The sequence below is a fragment of the Imperialibacter sp. genome, assembly GCF_040222815.1.
GTDB lineage: Bacteria > Bacteroidota > Bacteroidia > Cytophagales > Cyclobacteriaceae > Imperialibacter.
In genome coordinates, this window is record NZ_JAVKCH010000022.1 from 23,136 (window position 1) to 46,537 (window position 23,402).

Annotated in this window: 22 protein-coding genes; 6 read left to right on the plus strand and 16 right to left on the minus strand. The window is 45.6% G+C overall.

Annotated elements, in window-relative coordinates:
* Positions 1 to 47 precede the first annotated feature (47 nt).
* A complete protein-coding gene (locus RIF36_RS09930; protein ID WP_350121760.1) occupies positions 48 to 1,970 on the minus strand; it encodes a PAS domain S-box protein in 1,923 nt (640 codons plus the stop codon).
* Between the two features lie 333 nt (positions 1,971 to 2,303).
* On the opposite strand from RIF36_RS09930, the gene RIF36_RS09935 reads away from it, so the two are divergent.
* From RIF36_RS09935 to RIF36_RS09950, 4 genes are all read left to right on the plus strand, one after another.
* Entirely contained in the window at positions 2,304 to 3,227 is a 924-nt protein-coding gene (locus RIF36_RS09935) for an ATP-binding cassette domain-containing protein (RefSeq protein WP_350089483.1), read from the plus strand.
* Positions 3,228 to 3,330: 103 nt separating this feature from the next.
* Complete coding sequence (locus RIF36_RS09940; RefSeq protein ID WP_350089486.1) at positions 3,331 to 4,056, plus strand: ABC transporter permease subunit; 726 nt, start codon at positions 3,331 to 3,333, stop codon at positions 4,054 to 4,056.
* Positions 4,057 to 4,068: 12 nt separating this feature from the next.
* Entirely contained in the window at positions 4,069 to 5,586 is a 1,518-nt protein-coding gene (locus RIF36_RS09945; protein WP_350121762.1) for a GldG family protein, read from the plus strand.
* Between the two features lie 47 nt (positions 5,587 to 5,633).
* Positions 5,634 to 6,542 (plus strand): DUF4340 domain-containing protein, encoded by a 909-nt coding sequence (locus RIF36_RS09950; protein ID WP_350121764.1) that lies wholly within the window; start codon positions 5,634 to 5,636, stop codon positions 6,540 to 6,542.
* 8 nt (positions 6,543 to 6,550) lie between these two features.
* Here RIF36_RS09950 and RIF36_RS09955 read toward each other — a convergent pair whose 3' ends face one another.
* The 8 genes from RIF36_RS09955 to RIF36_RS09990 form a co-directional block, all read right to left on the minus strand.
* Positions 6,551 to 7,075, minus strand: coding sequence for a hypothetical protein (locus RIF36_RS09955; protein ID WP_350121766.1), 525 nt, complete (start codon positions 7,073 to 7,075; stop codon positions 6,551 to 6,553).
* A gap of 57 nt (positions 7,076 to 7,132) precedes the next feature.
* Complete coding sequence (locus tag RIF36_RS09960; RefSeq protein WP_350121768.1) at positions 7,133 to 7,627, minus strand: hypothetical protein; 495 nt, start codon at positions 7,625 to 7,627, stop codon at positions 7,133 to 7,135.
* Positions 7,627 to 8,709 (minus strand): SGNH/GDSL hydrolase family protein, encoded by a 1,083-nt coding sequence (locus tag RIF36_RS09965; protein ID WP_350121770.1) that lies wholly within the window; start codon positions 8,707 to 8,709, stop codon positions 7,627 to 7,629. Before RIF36_RS09965 ends, RIF36_RS09960 begins: the two co-directional genes overlap by 1 nt.
* 158 nt (positions 8,710 to 8,867) lie before the next feature.
* Positions 8,868 to 9,236: a DMT family protein gene (locus RIF36_RS09970; protein WP_350121772.1), complete on the minus strand. Its 369-nt coding sequence runs from the start codon at positions 9,234 to 9,236 to the stop codon at positions 8,868 to 8,870.
* A 34-nt stretch (positions 9,237 to 9,270) separates the two neighbouring features.
* The gene (locus tag RIF36_RS09975; RefSeq protein ID WP_350121774.1) at positions 9,271 to 9,753 is read right to left on the minus strand and encodes a TspO/MBR family protein; all 483 of its coding nucleotides are present in this window, start codon (positions 9,751 to 9,753) and stop codon (positions 9,271 to 9,273) included.
* A gap of 38 nt (positions 9,754 to 9,791) precedes the next feature.
* Complete coding sequence (locus RIF36_RS09980; RefSeq protein ID WP_350121776.1) at positions 9,792 to 10,352, minus strand: YceI family protein; 561 nt, start codon at positions 10,350 to 10,352, stop codon at positions 9,792 to 9,794.
* A complete protein-coding gene (locus RIF36_RS09985; protein ID WP_350121777.1) occupies positions 10,349 to 11,248 on the minus strand; it encodes a DUF5777 family beta-barrel protein in 900 nt (299 codons plus the stop codon). The genes RIF36_RS09980 and RIF36_RS09985 overlap by 4 nt, the downstream gene beginning before the upstream one ends.
* 9 nt (positions 11,249 to 11,257) lie before the next feature.
* The gene (locus RIF36_RS09990; protein ID WP_350121779.1) at positions 11,258 to 11,644 is read right to left on the minus strand and encodes a hypothetical protein; all 387 of its coding nucleotides are present in this window, start codon (positions 11,642 to 11,644) and stop codon (positions 11,258 to 11,260) included.
* Positions 11,645 to 11,990: 346 nt separating this feature from the next.
* Between RIF36_RS09990 and RIF36_RS09995 the strand changes: the two genes are divergently transcribed.
* The gene (locus RIF36_RS09995; protein ID WP_350121781.1) at positions 11,991 to 13,586 is read left to right on the plus strand and encodes a zinc-dependent metalloprotease; all 1,596 of its coding nucleotides are present in this window, start codon (positions 11,991 to 11,993) and stop codon (positions 13,584 to 13,586) included.
* Between the two features lie 51 nt (positions 13,587 to 13,637).
* On the opposite strand, the gene RIF36_RS10000 is transcribed toward RIF36_RS09995, so the two are convergent.
* From RIF36_RS10000 to RIF36_RS10015, 4 genes are all read right to left on the minus strand, one after another.
* Positions 13,638 to 14,915 (minus strand): amidohydrolase family protein, encoded by a 1,278-nt coding sequence (locus RIF36_RS10000; protein WP_350121783.1) that lies wholly within the window; start codon positions 14,913 to 14,915, stop codon positions 13,638 to 13,640.
* Between the two features lie 61 nt (positions 14,916 to 14,976).
* On the minus strand, positions 14,977 to 16,563 hold the full coding sequence (susR, locus tag RIF36_RS10005) for a SusR family glycan utilization regulator (RefSeq protein WP_350121785.1): 1,587 nt from the start codon (positions 16,561 to 16,563) through the stop codon (positions 14,977 to 14,979).
* Between the two features lie 271 nt (positions 16,564 to 16,834).
* On the minus strand, positions 16,835 to 17,281 hold the full coding sequence (locus tag RIF36_RS10010; protein ID WP_350070484.1) for a hypothetical protein: 447 nt from the start codon (positions 17,279 to 17,281) through the stop codon (positions 16,835 to 16,837).
* Between the two features lie 368 nt (positions 17,282 to 17,649).
* Entirely contained in the window at positions 17,650 to 18,888 is a 1,239-nt protein-coding gene (locus RIF36_RS10015) for a CehA/McbA family metallohydrolase domain-containing protein (protein ID WP_350121787.1), read from the minus strand.
* 154 nt (positions 18,889 to 19,042) lie between these two features.
* Between RIF36_RS10015 and RIF36_RS10020 the strand changes: the two genes are divergently transcribed.
* Complete coding sequence (locus RIF36_RS10020) at positions 19,043 to 20,608, plus strand: ArnT family glycosyltransferase (protein ID WP_350121789.1); 1,566 nt, start codon at positions 19,043 to 19,045, stop codon at positions 20,606 to 20,608.
* 5 nt (positions 20,609 to 20,613) lie between these two features.
* Here RIF36_RS10020 and RIF36_RS10025 read toward each other — a convergent pair whose 3' ends face one another.
* The 3 genes from RIF36_RS10025 to RIF36_RS10035 form a co-directional block, all read right to left on the minus strand.
* Positions 20,614 to 21,561 carry a glycosyltransferase family 2 protein gene (locus RIF36_RS10025; protein ID WP_350121791.1) on the minus strand — a complete coding sequence of 316 codons (948 nt, stop codon included), beginning with the start codon at positions 21,559 to 21,561 and terminating at the stop codon, positions 20,614 to 20,616.
* A 239-nt stretch (positions 21,562 to 21,800) separates the two neighbouring features.
* The gene (locus RIF36_RS10030; RefSeq protein ID WP_350121793.1) at positions 21,801 to 22,757 is read right to left on the minus strand and encodes a glycosyl hydrolase family 18 protein; all 957 of its coding nucleotides are present in this window, start codon (positions 22,755 to 22,757) and stop codon (positions 21,801 to 21,803) included.
* Between the two features lie 201 nt (positions 22,758 to 22,958).
* The gene (locus RIF36_RS10035) at positions 22,959 to 23,381 is read right to left on the minus strand and encodes an SRPBCC family protein (RefSeq protein ID WP_350121795.1); all 423 of its coding nucleotides are present in this window, start codon (positions 23,379 to 23,381) and stop codon (positions 22,959 to 22,961) included.
* Positions 23,382 to 23,402 lie beyond the last annotated feature (21 nt).

Below are 23,402 nucleotides of genomic sequence, written 5' to 3' on the forward strand. Positions count from 1 at the left end.
TCCATGCAGCAATCATAGCGTGGACAGGTTAGGGTCACTATTTGTACTTATCTGGCTCTGGTAATATCCACAAAAATTGTCAACCTGCATTCCTCACCGTTGAGCGTAACCTGTTCAACTGAAAAAAGTATCAGTCTTTTTTGTCCTTGTTTTGTGCTGATCGAGAGTTTGCTTTCCCAGGACTTTGAGGGCTCACTCTTTCGGCTAAAAATTCTTTTCCTTTCGTCAAGGGGCACACCATTGAGTGCCAAAATTGGCTTGCCTGTATATTCTTCGTAGCTGTAGCCAAGCAATTCTTCCGCACTCTTGTTGATTTCAAGACAGACGGCATCTTTGCTGCTTGTGATGCACAGTGCCACGGGGCTTGCATGGAAGGCGTCTAAAAACCTTTCTTCACTGTCACGCAAGTGCTTTTTGATATTGCTTAGTTCAGTCCTGTCGCTGATCGTGAGAAAGTAAACCAGGCTGCCATGATTGTCGGCAAACGAACCACCATTGTACCTGAAAATTTTAGCCCAGCGATTTTTAATGCTTCGCACTCTAACTTCCAGTCCATCCACATTTTCATTGTTCAACAGCCTCGGTAGTGGCCATTTGCTGACGGGCAAATACTTTCCATTTAACTGCTCAAGCTTAAAGTACTTAAGCAATTCTGTAAAGCTGTTGGGAGGGCTTTGCAGAGAACTAAAGTCATGCATTTTTGATGCTGCTGTGTTCCAGTAGAGAAGCCTGCCAGCTTTGTCGGCTACTACCAAGCCTTCCGATATATTGTCGATTATGCTTTTTAGGCGACTTTCGTTATTCAGAAGTGCTTGAAAACTGTTCCGACGCAGAGTAATATCAACTACCGACCCGCTAAGCTTTTCTGTTTTGGTCTCGGGGCTCTTCACATAAGTTCCTTTTAGCGTAATCCAATGAACGGATTGGTCGGGCCAAATTGCCCTTACTTCGAAATCAAAGGAGCCATCTGCTCTGGCTGCTTCGAAAATTTCTTTGACAGCCGACCGATCTGCCACGTGGATGTGGTGAAGCAAAGTCGCCAAATCCCACTGAGCAGGTTGCTCATTGTATCCAAAAATCTGATCATGAATTCGATTCCTTATCGACTTGCCAGATGTAAGGTCAATTTCCCATACACCTATCTTCGAGTCTTCAACGGCTTTCATGTAAAGGTTCGAGAATTGCCCCTCTGATCCACCGAACGATGTTGGTTCGGAAACCTCTTTAATATTATCCACGATGCCTCCAATTGAAGGGTCATTGAGCAAATTGACGACCGTCGAATCATACAGATGGTAGCTGCCGTCTTTGTGAATAATTCTTGAGCGATGTCCTTTTATCGGGATGCCCGGGTTAAGGATCGCTTTTTCCATCACTTTTTGATTGCCAGGCACATCGTCAGGATGAAGGCTTGAATACATATCAAGTAGCATCGTCTCTTCCGGCGTGTAGCCCAGAACGGTTTCAACGGATGGCGACACATAAATTGGTTTGCCTTCGGGAGAAAAAACAATGACTGCGTCTCCACTGGTCTCCAGAAGGGCCTGGAAGTTCATTTGGGTCTGAGGAGGCTCATTATTGTCAGTTTCTTTTTGATTGATTAAATAGAGGAAGGCACCGATCAAATTATTTTTTCTATTAAGTGCTGGTTCAAGGCGAATGCTGAAGTCACCTTCTTTGATACTTACTTCATTTGTCGAATCACGCTTTTCAAGTGTCTTTTCCAAAAGAGACCAAGCACTTTCTTCACCTTTAGGAAAAAGGGAGTTGATAACCGAAAGACCTCGTCTCGGTGTTATTCCGGTGATGTATGAAAAGTAGCCCTCAAAGCGGGAATTAAACTGCTGAATTACATACTCCTTGTCGATCAGCGCTACTCCATGATAGGCGTTGGACATGGAAGCCTTGATGCTTTCATTAGCTTCCGTTTTTTTGCCAGCGTTGGTGGCAGCTTCCCTGCTTCTTTTCATGCAAGCTGAATTTACAAAAAGGACAACTTTAGTGAAATCCACTAAAGTCAACTATGAGCGTTAATAACTTATCAAATAATAGCTGGCGAAAAAGAAAGCGGGATTATTTTCAACTCCCGCTGTCGTCTGAATTAACGACGCAATATCAGCGATGGGTCTTTTAATTGCGCCATGTTTTTTTAATATTTTTTAACAATTGGCATTTCATCTAAACTTGACAAAAACTTTAGGCTTTTATAAAATTGCCACCGTTTCCGGGAATTCTTCGGAACTGTACTCAAAAGCTGGTAGTTGTTGAAAACTTCTTAATTGTTTTTTTAAGATAGAAAAATCATGTCAATAGTTGTTGAGAACCTGACCAAGAAATATGGAGAACAGAAGGCAGTTAATGATATCTCCTTCAAAATTAACACCGGCGAGGTAGTTGGCTTTCTGGGGCCAAATGGAGCAGGAAAAAGCACCACCATGAAAATGATTACCTGCTACATGGCACCAACGAGTGGGGATGTCAGGCTGGACGAGTTGAGCATCCTTAATCAGCAGGAGGACATAAAAAAGAAGATCGGTTATTTGCCTGAAAACAATCCACTCTACACTGATATGGCGATTGTGGACTATCTGCGGTTTTGTGCAGAAATACAGGGAGTGAGCAAAGAAAAAATACCGTCCAGAATAGGCGACATGATTGACATGTGCGGCCTGGAAAGGGAACGCCACAAGAAAATCAACGAACTTTCTAAGGGATACCGGCAGCGGGTTGGGCTTGCGCAGGCCATGATTCACGACCCTGAGATTTTGATACTGGATGAGCCAACTACCGGCCTTGACCCTAACCAAATCATAGAGATCAGAAAGCTGATTAAAAAACTGGGGAAGGAGAAAACGGTGATCCTTAGCTCTCATATCCTTTCGGAAGTAGAAGCTACCTGTGACCGTATCCTGATTATCAACAGGGGGAGGATTGTGGCCGACGGCACCTCAGATACATTAAGAAGCCAGGCAGAGGGCAAGGAATTGCTTACCGTTAAAATTGAAGCCGCCGATGCGGATGTGAAAAAGGCGCTGCTTGGGTTGGCTTCGGTAGAAACTGTTGAGCCTTTGGACGGGAAAGCTGGTTTCTTCTCAGTTCGGAGTAAGCCGGAAGTTTCGTCCAGAAAAGAGGTGTTTGACCTGTGTGTATCGAAAAAATGGTACTTGCTGGAAATGACTGGCCACGAAACCAAACTGGAAGATGTGTTTAGAGAATTAACCAACTAAGCCGATACACCACAATACGAAATAGCGGCAAGACCGACAAACACAATTGACTTTACATCTCTGAAACCAAATATCGATTTATTAACTAGCAACAACGACTGATATGAACAAGATTTGGATCATTGCCAGAAGGGAGTTGGCCTCCTATTTCGATTCGTTGATCGCCTATGTAATGATCATTATTTTTCTGGGAATGAGCGGGTTTTTTACCTGGCTTTTCGGAAGCAATATATTCATGATCAACCAGGCCAGCTTGCAGGTGTTCTTCGGAATTTCATTCTGGACGTTATTTTTCTTTATTCCGGCCATCACTATGAGAACCCTGGCAGAGGAAAATAAGAGTGGAACCATTGAGCTCCTGTCGACCAAGGCCGTGTCCGATTTTCAGATTGTAGTAGGTAAATTTCTCGGCTGCCTTCTGCTGGTGGCCATAGCCCTGCTGTGCACGCTGCCTTACTACATAACGGTATCGCAGCTGGGTAATGTGGATCATGGTGGCATTATCGGAGGCTACCTTGGGCTCATGTTGCTGTCCGCCGCCTATATCGGTATCGGCCTATTCGCCAGCAGCACCACGAGCAATCAGATCGTCGCCTTTCTAATGGCACTTTTTATCGGAATTTTCTTTCAGATTTTATTCGATGTGCTGGGCTCAAGTTTCAGGGGTATTGCTGGTGGTGTTTTCTATTACCTCAGCATGCAAACCCACTTCGACTCTATGAGCAGGGGGGTGATCGACTCTCGTGATTTGATCTATTTTGGCTCGCTCATAGTCATCTCATTAATGTTTTCTCAAGCTATGCTTTCACGTCGCAATTGGCAATCTTAAACTACTACTGACATGAAGGGAAGAAATGTAATTATTCAATTGATTATACTGGCTGCCATTCTTGTGGTAGTCAACTTGTTGTCAAGTAAACTGTATTTCAGGGGCGATTTTACAGAAGATCAGCGATACACACTAAGCACGGCCACCAAAGACATATTAGAAGACTTGCCTGAGGTGGTTACTATCAAAGCCTATTTTTCGGAAGACTTGCCCACGCAGTTGGTGAGCACCCGCCAGGACTTTGAAGATTTGTTGTTGGAATACGAGAACAGGTCGAACGGCTATCTGGTCTACGAATTTTTGAACCCAAACGAAAATGAGCAAAAAGAGCAGGAAGCCCAGCAGGCTGGGGTTAACCCGGTGATGGTGAATGTGCGGGAAAAAGACCAGATGAAGCAAATGAGGGCTTACCTTGGGGCCATCATTCAAATGGGCGACCGCAAGGAGATTATTCCGCTGATACAGCCGGGAGCAGCCATGGAATATGCCCTTACTACTGCTATTAAGAAAATCGCCATTGCGGATAAACCTAAGATCGGCTTGATACAGGGGCATGGGGAGGCACCACTGGAGGAGATGATTGAACTGTACCAACAGTTGTCGGTGCTTTATCAGATTGAGCCATTTGGTCTTTCTGATTCGGCCTCAGTACCGCAGTACTACAGGTCGCTGGCATGGATCAACCCGAAGGACACCATTCCGCAGGCAGATTTCGCCAAGCTCGATAAGTACCTGGCCAATGGTGGTGCCATGTTCGTTGCCTACAGCAACCTGAACGGTGACCTAAGCCAGGCATATTTGTCGACTGCTAACGACATAGGCGTAAACAGCTGGCTTTCAAGGCTGGGCATCCAAATGGGAAGAGAGTTTGTGGTGGATGCAGAAAATGCACCGGTTTCGGTGCGGCAGCAAATGGGTCAGTTTACAATGAACCGGCAAATTGCCTTTCCTTACTTTCCTATCATTAAAAACTTCTCCGAGCACCCTGCTTCTAAAGGACTTGAATCGGTCTTTCTGCCTTTTGCCAGCACGGTTAACTTCACCAAGGCTGACACCACCTTTCATTCAACCAGCCTGCTCATGACTTCGGAGCTTTCCGGCCTTGTCAGTCCGCCAACGACGGTCGATATTCAGCGGCAGTGGACGGAGAATGATTTTCAAAACAGCTCGCTGCCAGTGGCAATGGCTGTTGAAGGCCCCCTGAGTGGTACCGCATCTTCGAAGATAGTGGTGGTGTCGAATGGTCAATTTATTATCAATGGGCCACAAGGGCAGCAGCAACAGCTCAATGCCGACAATGTGAGCTTTGCTTCCAATGCCATCGACTGGCTGTCGGACGACACGGGTTTGATTGACCTTCGAACCAAGGGGGTAACGGCCAGGCCGCTTGTTCAACTGGAGGACGGCACAAAGGAACTTTTAAAATATGGCAATGTGCTGCTTCCAATACTGCTGCTGCTTATCTATGCGTTTGTGCGGAAGCAAAGAAACAACCGCAAGCGGCAACAGTGGGCAGCAGGCAATTATTAGATTCATTGAGTAGTATTTGTTCGTAAAGCGGAAAAATCACACGAATTATGAAAAGTACATTGAAACTATTGGGTGTTCTTGGGATACTTATTGCTCTTTACTTTGTGGTTCAGTTCACAACAGACAGGGGCAGGAGCAAGTCGTTTAGGTCGGAACTGGTGAAGATTGATACTGCTACGGTCACAAAGGTTCAGATCAACGCCGGTGGTGAGCAACTTGTGATGGAGAAGGAGGCTGGCAAGTGGAAGGTAAATACTGCCACAGGCAAGAAAGTGGCGGCAACCTCATCCAGCGTCAAAGGTGCCTTGAATAGCCTGATGTCGGTAAAGCCAAGCAGGCTTGTGGCTAAGGATGACTCAAAATGGAAGGACTACCAGGTGGATAGCGCAGGCACGAGGGTAGAAGTTTTTGAAGGAGGTGAGAAAACGCTCGACCTTGTGGTGGGGAGGTTTAATATGGAAGGGCAGCGACAGTTCAGCACCTACGTAAGGTTGTTCGACGAGCCGGAAGTTTACTCTGCGGCAAACTTTATGGGAGCCAGCCTTACGACCAATTCTGCATCGTACCGCAACCAGCAGCTGGCCAGGTTTACCAGAGACAGCGTCTATCAGGTGACCTTTGAGTATCCGGATTCCGCCTTTACACTCAATAAGACAGATGGTAAATGGCTGCTAGACGGGCAACCTGCTGACTCAGCCAATACAGCCAAATACCTGCAGGGCATTGCCTACCTGTCCAATAGAAACTTTGCTGATGATTTTAATCCCATTGGAAGCCCGCTGTATAGTGTGACTTACCTCGTTAAAAGTGGAAATCCTTTGAAAATGGAGGGTTATGTGCCAAATGGAGAACTGGTGGTTCATTCTGACTTCAATGCAGAGGAGTACTTTAAAGACGCCGGCTTGAAGGATAAAATATTCAAAGGGTCGACATACTTTTCGAGCAAGGAGGAGTAGCGCTGGATTTAGCCGCTCGTGTTGGAAGGTACTGCATCCTGCTGATGCACGCCCTTGTATTTCACCTGCCTGGTGTAGGTATCAATAGTGTCTTTTGTGGTCTGATCGATGTGATAGTACTCATAGGTGACGTCCACGTCCAACTCGTATTTCCTTTCGGACTTTTTCGTGCCTTTGATAGAGCCCTCTTTCAAAGCAACATCCGACGTGTATCCGCAGTAACAATAGTAAAGAAAGAGCGTTTTCAATTTCTTTAGCTCCTCACCAGTATATTCAAAGCTTTCTCCCGGATTTTCCAACTCCACGAAAAAATCTTCTGAGTACTCATCGTCTGCTATGGCTTTGTCATCTTCCCTGGTGTAATGACGATGGAAAACAACATTATCGCCTGAAAAGGCAAAGGGAAATTCACCAGTGAGTTTGGCGTCAACGAAGAAGTCAAGGCTCTCTTCTGCCGGATTGATACCTTCATCTTGTCCGCAGCTTAAGAAAATGAAAACATAGAAAATGGCTAATACTCCAGAAGCTCGCATAAGTTTGTCTTTTTTTAAAAGACATCACTAGGGCGGACTTAGTTGGAAGGGATGAAGTTAATACCTCCAAAATAGCCGATCCCAGACTGTCTTGAACAGTCGAAATGGTTCTTTACCGAGGTTGTTGGTTTTCGTTTGAAGGAAATCCTCAATTTCCGGTATGTTGGTGATGAAAAGTGGCGACAATTCAACGACTCTCCTATCTTCTGTGTAGAGCAAAAGGCCGAACTTAGCCAGGAAGTTTAATGGAACTACTTGCTTTTTGAATCCCTTAAGCTGACTGTACTTGAACGTTTTCTCTTTGCCCCAGAACGGATACTTTATGGTGACCTTTTCCTCGTCAAGAGTGATTTTTGCCAGAATCGGATAGAGGGATGAGAAAACCTGATAGTTGGCCAGCAGCATGATGAGAAGAACGGCAAGTGTCGTGCCAGTCGAAGTATAATCTTTTGCCAGTGACACCATAAAGCTCATCGCTATGATCACCAGTGGCGCTATCAGGAGAATCATTTTCATCCAAATAACCTTGAAAGTGTCCCGCTTTACATCCATTACCACTTAAGTTTTTCTCTTATAAATGACGTCAGACTCTCTGCCATCTTTTTGTTGTCAGCCACCCTTGGGTGACCTCCTTTTTCGATGAAGGGGAAGAAATGAGTATAGATCAATGAGTCGCCCAGCCCGTCGACAGCCTCCTGCACATAGCCTGGCCATGCTGAGCCCTCTTTGGTGGCATCCATGCTGCCCAGCGCACAGATGATCGGTGTTTCAGGGTATACGTTTCGCACCAAACTGATAAACTCCTGATAAGAGGCAATGATTTTTTCTTCGCCTGGTGCTGTTTCTCCCAGCCGGGGGCTGAACGATGGCTGCTCAGGCATATTGACCAACCAGGAGTCATTTTGAAAGAGGTTCACCACAACAAGGTCGGGCGTTATTCTTGAAAAGTCCCATCTGCTTGCCGAGTCTTTTGGGTTTAGCCTGGGAAAAACCTCGGGCATGATAATAGTGGGATCCCAGCTGATCATGATGCCAATGCCGCTGCGGCAAGTGCAAAGGTAGTCCGCATTGAAATTTCGAGAAGTAACCGCTCCGTACGTTGGGTAGTTGTTCGTGTAAATGCTGTCAGGAGAATCGCCACCTGTCAGATCCTCGATGGCATAACCAGCAGTGATGGAGTTGCCTATGAACTCTATCGTTCTCGAATTTTCAGGCGTTGGCAGCAACTCGCCTGTAACTTCAAACCCGTGAATGGTGGTGCTTCCTTTGTCCCATTCATTTCTTTTGATGAGCGAAATGGTATGCTCTCCCTCTTCCAGGTCTTTGGCGAGTGTGTACCACTTTGTTGCGCTGTCTAGCCTGATATACCTGATACTGTCTTTGTCGATAACAATATTGAAGTAGTTGTCGCCCCGCTCGTCCGCAAGCTCGACCCTCAGGCCCGTGCCGTTAATAGTCAATGTTGCCTCCGAGCCCGACCAGAATAGAACAGGTGCTTTGGTGTTTCCAAAATCGATTCGGCCGGTGTAGTTGATTTGCTGATTGTCGGCCTCCAGCTTAAGCTTTTCCAGCTGAGAGCAACCAGTTAAAATCGAAATTATCAACAGGAGAGGTAGGACTAGGTGGTTTTTCATCGCATGCTTTTTAACTCAATGAAGAAGGCAGACAGGGCATTGCTTCCAAGCCAATATATTTACCCATGGCATGTCACTAAAATGCCAGTATAAACTTCTAAAAATATTGGCAGATAAAATAATCGATTTTGCTATAAGCAAAGCGTTTCTATCCTGGGCTATTTCTTAAACAAAAAATATACTGCTGCTACCAGGCAGGCAAACCCAGCCAGGTGATTCCATCGAAGTGTCTCTGTTTTGAACACCAGAAGAGTGAAGACGGTAAATACTATAAGTGTGATCACCTCCTGAATGACTTTGAGCTGTACGAGCGAAAAAGGGCCTCCGTTCTCCCGGAAGCCGATTCGGTTGGCAGGCACCTGAAACATGTATTCAAATAGGGCAATGCCCCAGCTAATCAGTACGATAGCCACAAGGCCAAGGCTTTCGAACCACTTCAGTTCCCTGAATTTGAGGTGGCCATACCAGGCAAGTGTCATGAACACGTTGGAAGTAATGAGCAGAAGGATGGTGTAAACCGCTTTCATACGTGAAGATTAAGCGGCAAATATACTGAAAGGGCTAATTCAATATAACGATGGATGCATTTAGCAAGGCTGCAAAGGATACCCAAACAAGATAAGGAACCAGTAGCCAGGCGGCAGCTTTACTAATGAGATAAAATCGATTGATAGAAAGCAGGATGGCAACCCAAAGCACTACAATTTCGACTAAGGCCGCAGTAGGGTTTCTCAGACCAAAAAACAAAACAGACCAGAGACTATTTAGAAGCAACTGACCCACGAAAAGGCCCAATGCCAATTTTACTCCCATTGACTCTTTTGCCCTGAACCAAACAATACCTGCGGCCACGCCCATCATTGCGTAAAGCAGGGTCCACACAGGGGCAAACAACCAATTGGGCGGATTAAAAGGCGGCTTGTTTAAGGTGGTGTACCAGGTAGATACCGATGATGAGGTTGCAATACCGGAGAGGGCGCCTACCGCCAAACAAACGATGACTGAAGCTGCGACCCTGATAATAATTGTTTTGTTACCAGCCATCTTGTTATAACCCTCAATTGGCTAATAAGTTTGGTGATCTATTTTTTGTAAGGTACCAGGTCCGATTTAATGGTCACTTCAATTTCCTCGGCTATGTTCTGAAACACAATCTGAGGAATTTCGATGTCATGATCCACTAATTTCACCATGAAAATTGACTCAAGACGAACGACCCTTCCTTCGACGAAGAGTTTTGCTGGTAATGATCTTTCTTGCGGCACACCATGTATGTCTAGTACGCCCCTGGCAGTCACCTCATAAACCCCATTTTTGGTAAAATCAAAATTGCCAACGATCGATCCTTTGAACGTGCCATAGGGATGCTTTTCACTCTCCATATAATTTTCGTTGAAGTGCTCTTTCATCAGGTCTTTGGCAAACTCGAACGTTTTGATAGGCACTCTGAAGGAAAAGGTTTTGTCGGCCACATTGACCAAGCCCTGAGCTGAAGTGGTGGTCGCTGTGATGTCTTCTATCAATGCGTCGGAGAAGAAGCGGACGTTGGAGCTTTCCAGCATGTAGATTTGAGCTCTGGCAGTTCCTGCATATACGAAAAGAGCGAGGAGCACTGCAAAGGTTAATTTCGAAGTTTTTTTCATTCCATTCTCGATTTTTTGGACAGTGTAAACTCTCTTGTGACATTAAATCCAAAATGTATGCCACCATTGCCCCAGGCGTCGGTGTTTTCGGCAATGAATCCTTTTTCCATCATGGCCAGAGAGTTGGTGAGGTGCAGTTGGAAGACGTGTCCACCTGTTTCGATGTCGAAACCGATAGAGAATGAATCGTTGTAGTTAGCTACGTTAGGGGCATTTTTATCGGCGACCCTCAGAATGTATTCACCATTTAAAGCTGTTCTGCGGGAGAGTTTGATCCGGCCTCCGAAGCCAACAGCAGGGATATCATTGACGTCGGTGGTACCCTCCACCAGATTGAAATGCACCCAGGTAGGGACAACCTCTGCCGAAAACCTGTCGCTGAATTTGCGGGCAAGCACAAGCTGATGCACAAAGGCTATGCGTGAGCTAAAGTAGTTGGTGCGGTCGGGAAACTCCCACCTCAAGCCATTTACCGACATATTGCTCACCCAAACGGCGCTAAGGGGCATTACCTTTTTACCAGTCGACTGGCGGAGGATGGCCGCCTTTGCAAAGCCATCGTAAGTCTTCTCATAGGTTGAGCGCCCCACACCAACCATGAGCCATTTGGTCAGTCCAAAGTCGAACCCGAAACGAACCGACGACTGGTCGAGGCCCCACAGGTTGTAGGCACCCCCATTGAGTGGCCCGAAACGATGCGAGATCCTGAACTCCATTGCGCCGGGGGCTACTCTTTCGGGCGAATGAAGATTGATGACTCTGGAGGATTTGAAAGTGGCTGTGGTGTAGTCCACTGTTTCACTCTCCATTGAGCTCAGTAAATCGTCGAGGTCTTGTGCAACCAGCGGTGCACAGACAAAAGCAACAAAAAGTGTTAGTATTAAATGTCTCATCATGAGGCTTCGTTAATTATTGAGGGTTCCTGCAGCAATCCATTGCTCTATCAGGCTTATTTGGCAGGAGGAAAGCTTGCCGCTCCCCCGAGGCATTTGGGGGTAGCCGGATTGGTGCTTGATGGTGCCCAGCAGACTGCCATTGTCGGCCCTTACTTTCACATTTTGATAGGAATCGAGCCTGACTCCCCCGCCTAGATTTGAGGATGCACTTGCCGAGTGGCAAGAAAGGCATCGAGCCGATAGTATCGGTTGGATGGAAGCCGAATAAGTAATGGCAGTTGATCCATCGCAGTTGGTGCCACCTCCTGTTTCCTCGGGATAGAGGTCTTGTTCATTGTCCCACTGGCACGAGGCCAGGGCGAAACAAAGAAGCACTGGTAAAAACAGTTTTCGCATATAACGCTTTTTGGTTGAAGGGTTGACTGACGGTTTATCTACAAATAAGTAATATTCACACGACTTACTTATATGAAATACGAAGTAAATGTCGGGTTGGTGGCCTCCCCTAAAAAATTAATGCCATACCGGCAGATCCGATGGACACAAGAGGTCTTTTTCTGCTGAAACGACATGCGAGCGAGCCATCAAGCATTGGCAGGGACTAAGTAAGCAGCCATCTTCCGATTTCGAGACAGTTAAGTTTGTTAAAGAAACCTGAGTCTTTTGTAAAGATTGGGGGAAAACATAATGCTGTTTTTCATATATTTATAAAGTAAACATCCACTTTCAGAGAGATTTCTTCATGAGAAGCATCTTGTTTGTTTTCTGTCTAGCGATAAGCATTTGCGTCAGTGCGCAAAATGAATTAAGATTTGTACCAGACCCAGGGCAGACTGACAGCCGGTCTACGTCTCAAACAGGCCACATCAAAGGAGGGCAAATCACCAAAAGCCAGGCGAGTCAGTTGTTTTTGCCGACAGGTGAATACCTGGTTCACTGGAGAAGAAGTGAAATTAAGCAGTATGACAGAATTTTCACAGATGATGGCTTGATTCCTAGTAGCGTCCATTTGTGGGAAGGTTATGGCTCGGATGGTCAAGATCGTTTTATTGCAACAACAATTGACGGGAAGATAAACTCAATGAGGTGGTCTGAAAAGGAAGAGTATTTTCAGTTGATCCGTCTTGATTCTTCCATGTACCAATTTTCTGCTAACAACAGTAGTGATCTAAACCTCAACATCAATTGTGATTTTGATCTGCACAGGGATCCGGAAACCAAAGTTGGCAGTGTTGGAAGTCGGCTCGCTTACACAAGTTGCCAATTGATCGAGTTCCAAATCGTGAGTGATATGGGCTTAGGAAAGACAACACAGCAATTTGTACAAGCAGAAGCTGAGATTTTAGAGCTCTTTTCAATTGTACAAACTTTCTTCATCAGCTTCGATATTGACTTCAACCTCAGAGTTAAGCAACTCGTAATGCCTATAGAAGAAAGCCCATTTCCGCCTGTGGCCGATCCTTCAGTAAAAAGTTTCGGCGATGTGAATTTCTACCTAAGAAACTGGCTGGAAAATAAAGAAATATCAGCTGGTTTGTTTGATTACACAATTGGAATAACTCAATTCAACTATAACACTGGAAATTACATAGGTCATCTGTTTGCTGCGCCCGAGACATCTCTTGGGATGATGCTAATTGAACGCCAAAATTCACTTACAACTACTGTCGCCACTATAGTGCACGAGATTGGACATGCGTTTGGTTCGGGACATGACCCAACGGATGGTTATCTGATGTCAGCCAATATAAGTGGCGGCTCCTGGAGTAGAAAAAGCAAGGATGAGATCAATGAATATATGTCGGGCCCTGAGGTATTGGCTCATTTTCAACAATGCCCAAGACTGGTTTTTTCAGCTGACAGGATAGAAGAAAACGTGGTTTTGAATTGGGAAACAAGCTACGAATATCAAGTTAGTTACTACGTTCTTTTTTTAGAGAGCACAGGAGTTCTTGACACAATTCCTGCGATTGGTAAAGAAAATGAACCGGTTAGCTATGAATTCATTCACAAAAACCCGGCGCTTGAGAGAAATATCTACAGAATCTATCAGTATTCGATATACGATGAACTTGTTGCCTCTGCCAATATTGCCATAGATTTGTCTGGTGCAGAAGCAAAAAAGAAAACCAGCTATGGACCCAACCCATTCAGGGAGAAATTGCATATAGAGCTGGGTGAGCCGGTAGAGGAAATAACAATTTACGATATCTCAGGTAGGATTTACCTACAGCAAAAACTCACTGAATCCACCTTTGATGTTGCCACTGGCGCATGGAAACAAGGACTCTACTTTTTTAACGTAGATGGTGAAGTGTATAAGATAATCAAGCAGTAGGAATAATAGAGCGTGACTTGAAAAAAACAGCGAGCCAGGATTGATCAAAGACTACTTCACCTTTTCACCCCCAATCCAAACGCCAGATATACTCCTGCTGTTTTTAATATCATCTAGTGGATTGGCATCCAGCACCACAAAGTCTGCCCAATAGCCTGACGCAATTTTGCCGACATCTTTGAGATCAAGACACCTGGCAGCGTCGCTGGTAGCTGATACAATGATTTGCATCGGACTCATTCCGGCATCGGCCATCATAGCCATTTCCAGGTGCTCGAAGTAGCCCATAAAACGGGTGGGGATGCCACTGTCGGTACCAAAGGCAATGGTGACACCGTTGTCAGCAAGCGTCTTCAAATTGGCCATGGCAGTTGGTAGCTGCTGCTTGTAGGTTTGGGCGCTTTTGCTGTTTTTAATCTGCTCTTGTCTGGCCGGGTCAAGCAGCGGCTGCACTGTGGCCTCACTAAATTCCTTCTGAAAGAAAGGGTCTGAAAAGAAGAAAGCCGTGTCCTCATAAACATAAGTGGAAAGCTCTCTGGTGAGGGTAGGGCAGTAGCAAACTTTCTTTTCTTTGAGCAGGCCGGTAAGCTCATCGTCCACCGGGAGGTCACGGACACTGTGGGCGAGGAAGTCAGAGCCAGCTGCCAATAGTTTTTTGGCGTCGTCCAGATAGTACATATGAGTGGCTATTTTGTAGCCCAGCTCATGAGAGCGGTTGATCACTGCCTTATAAACGTCTTCCGTCATTTTGGGGCTGCTGCCAAGGTTATCGTCGACCCTTATCTTCATAAAGTCAACCCCCATGGCATCATTTTGATCTACTACGGCAACAGCTTCTTCCGGGGTATTACCGGAAATCACCTCCCCAGCGATGTACAAACGGGCTCTTTGCCTGGCCGCTGTATCTACGGCTGCTCTTAACGATACCGCTTCTTCTTTGTCAGCCCCCAGACTTACCACTGTGGTGACGCCGTATCTGGCAAAAAGGCTCAGGTTGTCGATCACATTCTGCCTTGAGTAGTGTCCACCTTCTATGCCTTTTACATCGCCAACGTGGCCATGTGCATTTATAAGGCCGGGGATGATGGTCTTGCCCGAAAGGTCATTCACTGTGATGTTGTCGGGCAAAGTCACCTCATTCTTTGCCCCCATCGCCACAATGCGACCATCTGCTACCAGCAGCACACCATTTTGGATAGGCGCAGCGCCAGTTCCATCAATAATGGTGGCTCCGGTAAAGGCTGTGTAAACTTTGTTGTCGGTTTGCTGCGGCGTTGAGCAGGAAATAAACCCCATAAGGGCAAGAATCAGGCAGTGGCGAGTTTTCATATATTAAATGTAATAAAATTCAGAGCCAGGGCCAGCAGGCTGGCCTACTCTGCTGATGATACTATATCTCAATGATGGATTCTTCAAAAGTTTCGGGGTCGATAGCCTTGTTCTTAAGCCGTGTTTTGTAAGTGTAAATGGTATTGATCGAGTAGTTCAATAGCCTGGCTATCTGATTATTGTCGTTGATGCCGAGTCTCAAAAGGGCGTATATCCGGATTTCAGGCGTAAGTAATTTCATGTTCGAATCTAGTTGCTCATCTTTTTTCAGCAAGCCATTGAGCTTCTCTATAAAGTCAGGAAAGAGGTTGAGAAACATATCATCGAAGTTCTTGTAAAGCAGCTCCCGCTCTTTGAAGGAATTAATGTTGTCCGTGATTTCTGAAAGGTCGTCAAACTTTCGTTGACTTAGTTTTCGATTGATGGAGGTTACGAGCTTCTCTGTCTTGAACAGATGCTCTGAAATCAGGTTGAAAAACTGTCCAATATAGGCCTCTTTGATTTTGTTGGATTCCTCCAGCTTGTGATTGGTATTGAAAAGTGATTCGTTGGCGGTATCGAGGTTTCGCTTTGAAACCCGAAGCTTGCTAAGCTGCCTGAAAATGATAAACAAGAAAAGCCCCAGCACAATCACCAATAGGGTGATAATGTAGGAGTAGTTGATGACCCTTGTGTTTCTGCTTTCCAGCTCCTGGTACTGTTTTCCCTCGATAATTGGAAGTATGTCTGACACCTCCACTTTCCGAAGCCGGGACGAGTAGAAGTTGGCATCATCTAGGGCTTGTTTGATAAACAGAGAGGATCGACGCAAGTCACCCTTCCTGAAAAGGCTTTCTGCCAACTCCCTCATAGAAACGTTCTCCTTTACAGCACCTCTTATATCATTTATGGCTGAGAGTGCTTTGTAGTAGATGGCTTTTTCCGGGAATTTTTCATCAAAGACAACTCCCATATCATACGACCTCATGGCCAGCTGATGGTGAGTCAAATTAAAGTTTTTGACCATTGAGAGGTAAACTCTTTCTGTCTCTTCGAAGTCGCCCTCGGCCTGACTGATCTGGATGCGAATAAAATGCGACCGAAGGGAGGAGGGCGAATGAAGCACTAATTCTCTGTTCAAATAGTCTCTGCTTCTTTGCTGATAGATTTTGGCGTAATAGAAGTCCTTTACGAAGTAGGCCATGAAATCATAGAGCCTTGTGGTGACGGAGTAAAACTCACTTCGGACGCTATCGGGGACGTTGGTGAGGTCTACCGCTTCCAGGGTGTCGGAAGCCTCCTTCAGCAGTCCGCCCGATTCCAGCACAAAAGCTGTTTTGATGCGGGCAGTTTGAATGTATTCAAAAGATCCGATTTGAAAGGCAAGATCAGAGAGTTTGAGTGAATAGAAAAATGCTGAATCGTACTGGAACGACTTATACTGATCCACGATGTTCCAGCACGCCCTGTATTTGTCTTCGAGGTTGGTTGATGTGCTGAGTGAGGATTTGTATGCATCTAGGGTGGCTAACTTCTTTTCTATGTAGGTTTCCTTTTTCGTAATTTCCTCGTCAAGTACTGTTAAAATACTATCGGTATTCAAAAGGACAACCTCTTGTGAGAAAGCGAAATAGGGAATTAAAAATACAAATGCGAGATACTTTTTCATTGAGTTAACCCATCATAAAAGATAGTTGAATTTCCCGGTCAGTGAGATGCCTTTTTTGGGGTTGAAGCCATAACAGCGTCGGCACCTGACAAGGTTTTTCTCCTCTTTTAGAAAATTAACTCATTTTAAGCTTTTTTCAGGACAAAAAAAGACCGGAGACATAAAACCCCCGGTCAACCCTACAAACCTTCCGGGTGCTTTCCCGAAATGATGTGGAATGATATTATATAATTTGTCGTTGCGCCGAAGCAACAGAAAAATGCTTGGCGGCCTAGCTGGCCAATTTCGGCATTCTTTCTATTTGAGATTTATCTGAAACCGTATAGTTAATCAATATTGTTTTGTCTGAACACTGGAGAATGGCATCGTCTTTTAAAATTGCTTCGCTGATGAATCTGGTTGCCCCAATAATTACCTGAGAGCCTCCTTCTACCGAAATAAACTTCACTTCTTTGCAATTGAGCTTACTGAAGTCCAGGCGACAGTTGCCGGATGCATTTTTTACTGTGAGTTTCCGGCAGATGCCGTTAAATGAAACGGCACCGGTGCCTGCTATATCAAATTCGACGGCGCCCTTTGGATTGTAAATCATGCCAGCCAAATCGAACTGACCGTTGGCTATGAATTCTACGTCGCCAAAATTTCCTATAAGAAGGTCGCTGCTTTTGCTGTCGCCTTCGAACTTCATTGTTCTGCTGTTTGAGTAGGGTTGTATCATAATGTATCAGTTTGTAGGTACAGGGATGAATGGTAAAGCGACTGAGATTGCGAGCTTCGAAATTTAATCCTCGTATTTTACCATACAGCTGTTGAATATTATGAAATTACCTATAGGGGAAGGAAAGGGAAAAAAGTGATTGCCGAATATAGAAATATTTAACCCTTTAAATGCGTAACAATCTGGTTGTCAAACAAATAAATTGTTTTTGATTGCCTCATGATATAGATATAATATAGCCGTTGAAATCCGCTTTTCTCGCCGGATTCTATTAGTGGAGTACCCGAATGGGATGGGGCAACTGCTTTGGGTTGCTCCTTTTTATTCCAGAGCTGATGAGAATTGTAGTGTAGGTTTTTTTCAGACAGCTAGTATGCTTCTGATGGGAAGCTGTTCCCATCCCAACCTGAGTAAGCCATTCTCCTTCGGGTGAGCCGGTAGGGGAGGATAAGATAAATGACATAGGCCCAGCCAGTCAAAAGAACAACACCCAAAAAGCGAAACAGCAACGTGGCTGATGCATTGATGGTTGTTTCGGATAATTTGAATGGCATATCACTATAGCGGAACACAGGGTTGAGGTAGAGAGATGTGCCGTCTGCGTAACTCACAACTACTCTTACATATTCGTCACCCGGTGCCAGGGTATAACTGGCTACTGAACTGCCGGATGTTTTTGATAATTCAGAGCCATTTTTGCCAATGAAAGTAATTTCATCAGCTATTTCACTCACTTGAAGAGAGATGGTGTCATGAACAACCTGGAGACTGATCAACTGAGGAGCGTTTCCAATCCTATGCGCTTTTTGAGCTAGCGTTTCATTCTCCATTTTCATCAAACTCATGCCATAGCTGTTACCAGTTCTTAAGGCAGTAAACAAATTGTCTTTGGTTGCCTCCGCTACATTCACCACAGTACAAAATCGCCCCAGGCTGGAGGTTTTGAAAACGTTGTGTATATCGTCGTTACCAACGATAAAAACCGGTTTGCCTGCCGACAAAGCGGCATCCCAATGATCGAACGATTGGGCAGCCGGATTGAGCACCTCCATACACCTATAGCCTTCCAGGTATTGGAGGTCGCTTGTGGTGAAACCGCTGCGGATGGCAGGGTGATTGAGAACAACCAGCGTTTCCGGATTCTGCGATAGTTTATTGAGCAGCCATTGCTTGTTCCAGAGCGTCTGCGGCATGATATAGTCGAGCCACGTTACTTTTTCGTCGCCGAGTACTTGATAATGCGTTTTTTTTACATTGTAACCATGCTCATAGGCTGGGATGTAGTTGGAGCTGCCTGCTTGGATCTTGTCGATGGCATGATACTCTGACACGGAATGGAAGGCGTAACCCAGCGAGTCATAGGCTTTCCATATATCCTCAGCTGTTCCATTACCATTAGTGAAGCCGTGCCAGGCATTTGAGTGAGCATGCAAATTGGCTTTTTGCCAATGCAATGAGTCAGCCTTTGCATACGGATTGTAAATATTGGGGCCAGAAAATGATGTGGGTTCCTGAAAGTTGAATCGTGGACAGAATAAAAATTGCTGGACAGACAGCGTGAAAAAAAATGTCAGGAGTACGAGAAGCGTGTTTCGAAGAACCTTCATTCTGCGAAGTTCCGCATGGTTTGTTTCCAGAGTACGAACAAAAGAATATGAAAAAATTAATTTGAGAATCGGCGTGTTAAGCTCTTGTGAAGTTTGTTGGTAACCCGGCCTGTGCCTCACCAACATAGCTGCTCTGTAGCCTATCTTTAGCACTATGAAGAACAGACTTTGGGTAATTGTGATGGCGGGATTGCTGAGCTATGGCTGGAATTTCTGGGGAACCTCTATTTACTTTCTCGACGAAGCCAAGAATGCGCAGTGTGCGGCTGAAATGTTGGAAACAGGTGATTTTTTCGTGCCCAGATTTAACGGCCAGTTTCATGACAAGCCCGTGCTCCAGTACGTTTTTATGATGGGTGCTTACCAGGTATTCGGCATCAATTCTTTTTCAGCCCGGTTGTTTTCTGTTCTTTTCGGCGTGTTGATGCTGGTGGTTGTTTTTCAGTTTGTTAAAAAGCTGCTCAATGAAAAAGTAGCTTTCTACGCTGCTCTCATTCTTGCAGCCTCGCTTCAGATGTCGTGGCAGTTTCGCATGGCTGCCCCGGATCCTTATTTGCTGTTCCTTCTTACCCTTGGCATGTTGTCGTTTTTCTATGGCTACCAAACTCACAAGAGCACATATCTCTACGTGTTCTACCTCTGCATAGGTCTCGGGTTTGTGACCAAAGGACCAATTGCCTATGCCTTACCGGGTCTGTCTGTTGTTGTTTTTTTGTTGCTCAATAGAGACTTCAGCTGGCAAAGGATTGTGTCACTCAGGGCTTTCGAAGGTATTGTACTGTCGCTGGCTCTTGGCCTTCCGTGGTATGTTGGCACGGGCCTGGCTACCAATTGGGAATGGCCTGAGTACTTTTTCATTACGCACAACATTTCCAGGTACACAAACACCTTCGAAGGTCATCATGGGTTTCCTTTCGACGGCGTCGTGATAGTGATCGCAGCACTGCTTCCGTTGTCGGTGTTTTTGCCCCAGGCTTTTTTTGTTGGCTGGAAGGAAAGGAAGCAACAGCCGTTTCTGCTATTTTCTATCAGTGTTTTCATAGCAGTCATCGGCTTTTTCTTTTTTTCGCAAACAGTGCTACCAAGCTACCCAGCACCATGTATGCCGTTTGTGGCTGTTCTGCTGGGATACTTTCTGGCAAAGCTGGAAGAAGAGAAGAGCTGGCATAGATTTAGACCAATTCTTAATGCGTTTGTTTACCTCATTATTTCCATCGCATTGCCCGTTGCGGCATGGATAGCTTTTCACAAGGTGCCAGAGCTCAAGCAGCTGTCTCCTGGCTATTCGCTGGTATTTGTGATTGCTTCCCTGGGTGGTGTGCTCGGTCTCTGGTTTATACATCAGAAGAAGATGTCTAGCGCCTTCTATAGCTATACCGCTTCATTTGTTGTTCTACTGATGCTTGTTTTTCAGTTTCCTATGCCTGCGCTGGATCGGCTAAACCCTGTGACGAACAGCCTGGCCTTAATCGAAAGCTATAACAAGCCAATAGTGCACTATCGACGGATCAATCCCGCTTATGTATTCAATCTTCACCGGATTGTTCCCGATCTGCACAATGAGGAGGAGCTTGATGATTTCATTAGAGAACACGGTTCAGTTATTGTAATCTCTGCCGAGAAGGAGTGGAGGGCCGTGAAAAGGACAGATATGAAGCAAGTATTTGAAGGAAGGTACCTTTTCGAGCCGCCAAAAGTCATTGTAATGATCAAAGAATAGCTGGGTTACTCTACAATTTCCTCAATGTGGTAAAAGGGACGTTGCTTGGTTTCAAGGTATATTCTTGAGATATACTCTCCGATGATGCCTAAAGAAAGCAGTTGTATTCCTCCCAAAAAATAGATGGGGAGTGTGATTGAAGCCCAACCAGGAACGTTTTTATCGGCGATGACCACGTAGACTACCCATAAAGCTGCCAGTAAGCTGCCAGCAAATACGATCATCCCAACATTGGTGATGATTTTTAAAGGATAGTTGGTGAATGACGTGATGCCATTTGCCGCCAGCTTCATCATTTTCCAAAGCGGGTATTTTGACTCTCCTCCATTTCTCTTTTTTCGGCTATAAGTAACGGAACTGGAAGGGTAGCCCATCTGCGGAAAAACACCTCTTAAGAACAGATTGACCTCTTTGTATTTGCTAAACTCTTTTAGAACCGTGTTGGAAACCAGCCTGAAATCTGCATGATTGTCTATAATGGGGACGCCCATTTGCTGCATCAGTTGATAGAAAAGTGAGGCGGTACCCTTTTTGAAAAGAGTATCGCTGTCCCGGTTACTTCGTACCCCATACACAATTTGCTTCCCATTGCAGAAATGACGGACCATTTCTGGCATCACCTCTATATCGTCCTGAAGATCTGCGTCGATGCTGATGCAGCAATCCACCTTGTCGGTCACGTAGTGCAGGCCAGCCAGCAAGGCTGCTTGATGGCCAACATTGTGGGCCAGTTTGATGATGCGGGTATTCTTGTCTCGCCGGGTTTGTAGGAGGCTGTAAGTGTTGTCGGTGCTGCCGTCGTCTACCAAAACAATATAGCTATTTGACGAAATTTGCTTCTGCGACATCATAGTCTTCAAAAGAGCCCGCAGCGCCGAAAGAGACTCTAGAATGACCTCCTGCTCATTGTAGCAGGGAACTACCAACGCCAACAATGGCTGTGAGTTGTTCATTACGCTGTTAGAGAAAACAAATGACAAACAGCAATGTTAGAGAAAAGCACCGCCAGCCCGCCGTCTTTATTTTGAAGAAATTGTTAAGAAATTATTGAGTTGGGGGTGTGGGGTGTATAGTAGTATCCTGTGTCTATTAGGGCTCTGATGCAACCTTATCCAAGCCCTGAAAGGGCCCGGGCGGAGTGAAATATCTGTAGGGTTAGGTGAAGCCCCATCCTGAAATTCTGGTACGTGATCTATTTAGCCGCCCTATTAATCGCTCTCAACAATGACTTCGATCCTTTGGCATCGCCCTGGATTTGCCAGATCATGATGCCCGACGCCTTTTCTTTGGCCAGGGCGACCTTCTTTTTGATGGTGGGGATGCCATTGTAATAGAGAATCTTCCCATCAGGCATTGTCCACTCATCTTTCAGCTCTGAGCCTTTGAAGGTCTCCACAATCTTGCCGTAGCTCATGCTGATTGCTTTGGAAGTTAGCTCCGGGCCATAGCCGTAACCATAAAACGGAACACCAAGTGTCATTTTACCTTTTGACACCTGGCGATCTTCTCCAAAATAAATGAGGTCATCCACAGCGTGCTCATACAAGGCATGAGGGCCGGGTTTCTCCGGCCGCCAGGGGCCAGTGCGGTCGTAGCTCATCACATTGACAAAGTCAAACTGCGCAATCGCTTTGTCGGTAAGCTGGTCTTTGTAGTACACGGCAATGGCCGCTGTCATCAGTTTGTTTTTTGCCCTGAGCGCCTGCCCCAACTCAGTCACGAACGCTTCATAGTTTTCATCTATATTGGCGCTTTCGAGGTCAACATCCAGTCCGTCCAGCCCATATTTGGTCACTTGATTAACGAGCGACTCAATGAACCTACTTCGCTGACCCGCCTCCAGCAATGCCTGGTACTGGGGCTGGTGACTACCGCCGCCGATGGAAAAGAGTACTTTCACATCGGATTTATGCGCTGCCTTGACAAAGGGTGCCAAACCCGGTAGATCATTCACAAAATTGCCTTCCGTGTCCGGATTAAGGAACCATAAGTTCACATGCGTAAGCTGCTTGAAGGGAACGTTCTTCACTTCTTCGGTCTGGGCGGCGTTCAGCGAGTAGTAGCCAACTACTCTGAACTCGTCCTGAGCACTTACAAAGGTGCTGAGGAGCAAGAACTGTAGAAGCAAGACAAATGACATTAACCGCATAGCGAGAAGATATTGTTTTTGCGAAGATAGGGCTTCCCTCGAAATGAATTGGCCTACAATACGCCAGTGGTCGGGTGAGGATATGGAATGGTCCTTGGTGTGAATAATAACTGCCGGGAAGCTATGACTGCACCAATTTTGTCGAGGGTGTCGCCCCAGGTGGCTTATCGTTTTTCATTACCAGGCTAAAAAAAAGTGATGTTAACTGGCCAGCAAGCTCTCAACTCTTGGAGACAATATATTCTTCCACTTTGACTGAGAGTGCTTAAAGCGTTCGCTTTCCTCCATGAAGTTTTCAATTGTGATCGTGAGTTCAGTTTCGTTACCGATCTCGGACAGCTCATAAGTGACGTGAATGTAGTTCTGTGGCAGGTTGGCCAGACCGACGTTTGGATCAAAAGTAGAAAACTTAACCCTGACGCCTCGCTCATATTCGAGGATATCTCCGGATCTAAAGGTTGCGCATCTTTCGAGTGAATCAGCCGCTTCATCCGTACTCAGTTTAGACATTTCACTATTGTGAGCATACTGCTCGATCATGACAGGGCAGACGAGCGACTGCCAAACATTTGAAACAGTGTTCGGGATGCGGTAGGTTCTTTTAATGGTAAGGCTGTGGTTCATTTCTTTGCTATTTATATTCAA

Coding starts and splice junctions, on each gene's coding strand:
- RIF36_RS10025 (WP_350121791.1), bottom strand. CDS start 21,561: ATGAACAACTCACAGCCATTGTTGGCGTTGGTAGTTCCCTGCTACAAT.
- RIF36_RS09950 (WP_350121764.1), top strand. CDS start 5,634: ATGAAAAGTACATTGAAACTATTGGGTGTTCTTGGGATACTTATTGCT.
- RIF36_RS10000 (WP_350121783.1), bottom strand. CDS start 14,915: ATGAAAACTCGCCACTGCCTGATTCTTGCCCTTATGGGGTTTATTTCC.
- susR (WP_350121785.1), bottom strand. CDS start 16,563: ATGAAAAAGTATCTCGCATTTGTATTTTTAATTCCCTATTTCGCTTTC.
- RIF36_RS10035 (WP_350121795.1), bottom strand. CDS start 23,381: ATGAACCACAGCCTTACCATTAAAAGAACCTACCGCATCCCGAACACT.
- RIF36_RS10010 (WP_350070484.1), bottom strand. CDS start 17,281: ATGATACAACCCTACTCAAACAGCAGAACAATGAAGTTCGAAGGCGAC.
- RIF36_RS09995 (WP_350121781.1), top strand. CDS start 11,991: ATGAGAAGCATCTTGTTTGTTTTCTGTCTAGCGATAAGCATTTGCGTC.
- RIF36_RS09945 (WP_350121762.1), top strand. CDS start 4,069: ATGAAGGGAAGAAATGTAATTATTCAATTGATTATACTGGCTGCCATT.
- RIF36_RS09935 (WP_350089483.1), top strand. CDS start 2,304: ATGTCAATAGTTGTTGAGAACCTGACCAAGAAATATGGAGAACAGAAG.
- RIF36_RS09985 (WP_350121777.1), bottom strand. CDS start 11,248: ATGATGAGACATTTAATACTAACACTTTTTGTTGCTTTTGTCTGTGCA.
- RIF36_RS10015 (WP_350121787.1), bottom strand. CDS start 18,888: ATGAAGGTTCTTCGAAACACGCTTCTCGTACTCCTGACATTTTTTTTC.
- RIF36_RS09960 (WP_350121768.1), bottom strand. CDS start 7,627: ATGGATGTAAAGCGGGACACTTTCAAGGTTATTTGGATGAAAATGATT.
- RIF36_RS09970 (WP_350121772.1), bottom strand. CDS start 9,236: ATGAAAGCGGTTTACACCATCCTTCTGCTCATTACTTCCAACGTGTTC.
- RIF36_RS09930 (WP_350121760.1), bottom strand. CDS start 1,970: ATGAAAAGAAGCAGGGAAGCTGCCACCAACGCTGGCAAAAAAACGGAA.
- RIF36_RS09955 (WP_350121766.1), bottom strand. CDS start 7,075: ATGCGAGCTTCTGGAGTATTAGCCATTTTCTATGTTTTCATTTTCTTA.
- RIF36_RS09940 (WP_350089486.1), top strand. CDS start 3,331: ATGAACAAGATTTGGATCATTGCCAGAAGGGAGTTGGCCTCCTATTTC.
- RIF36_RS09980 (WP_350121776.1), bottom strand. CDS start 10,352: ATGAAAAAAACTTCGAAATTAACCTTTGCAGTGCTCCTCGCTCTTTTC.
- RIF36_RS10030 (WP_350121793.1), bottom strand. CDS start 22,757: ATGCGGTTAATGTCATTTGTCTTGCTTCTACAGTTCTTGCTCCTCAGC.
- RIF36_RS09975 (WP_350121774.1), bottom strand. CDS start 9,753: ATGGCTGGTAACAAAACAATTATTATCAGGGTCGCAGCTTCAGTCATC.
- RIF36_RS10020 (WP_350121789.1), top strand. CDS start 19,043: ATGAAGAACAGACTTTGGGTAATTGTGATGGCGGGATTGCTGAGCTAT.
- RIF36_RS09990 (WP_350121779.1), bottom strand. CDS start 11,644: ATGCGAAAACTGTTTTTACCAGTGCTTCTTTGTTTCGCCCTGGCCTCG.
- RIF36_RS09965 (WP_350121770.1), bottom strand. CDS start 8,709: ATGAAAAACCACCTAGTCCTACCTCTCCTGTTGATAATTTCGATTTTA.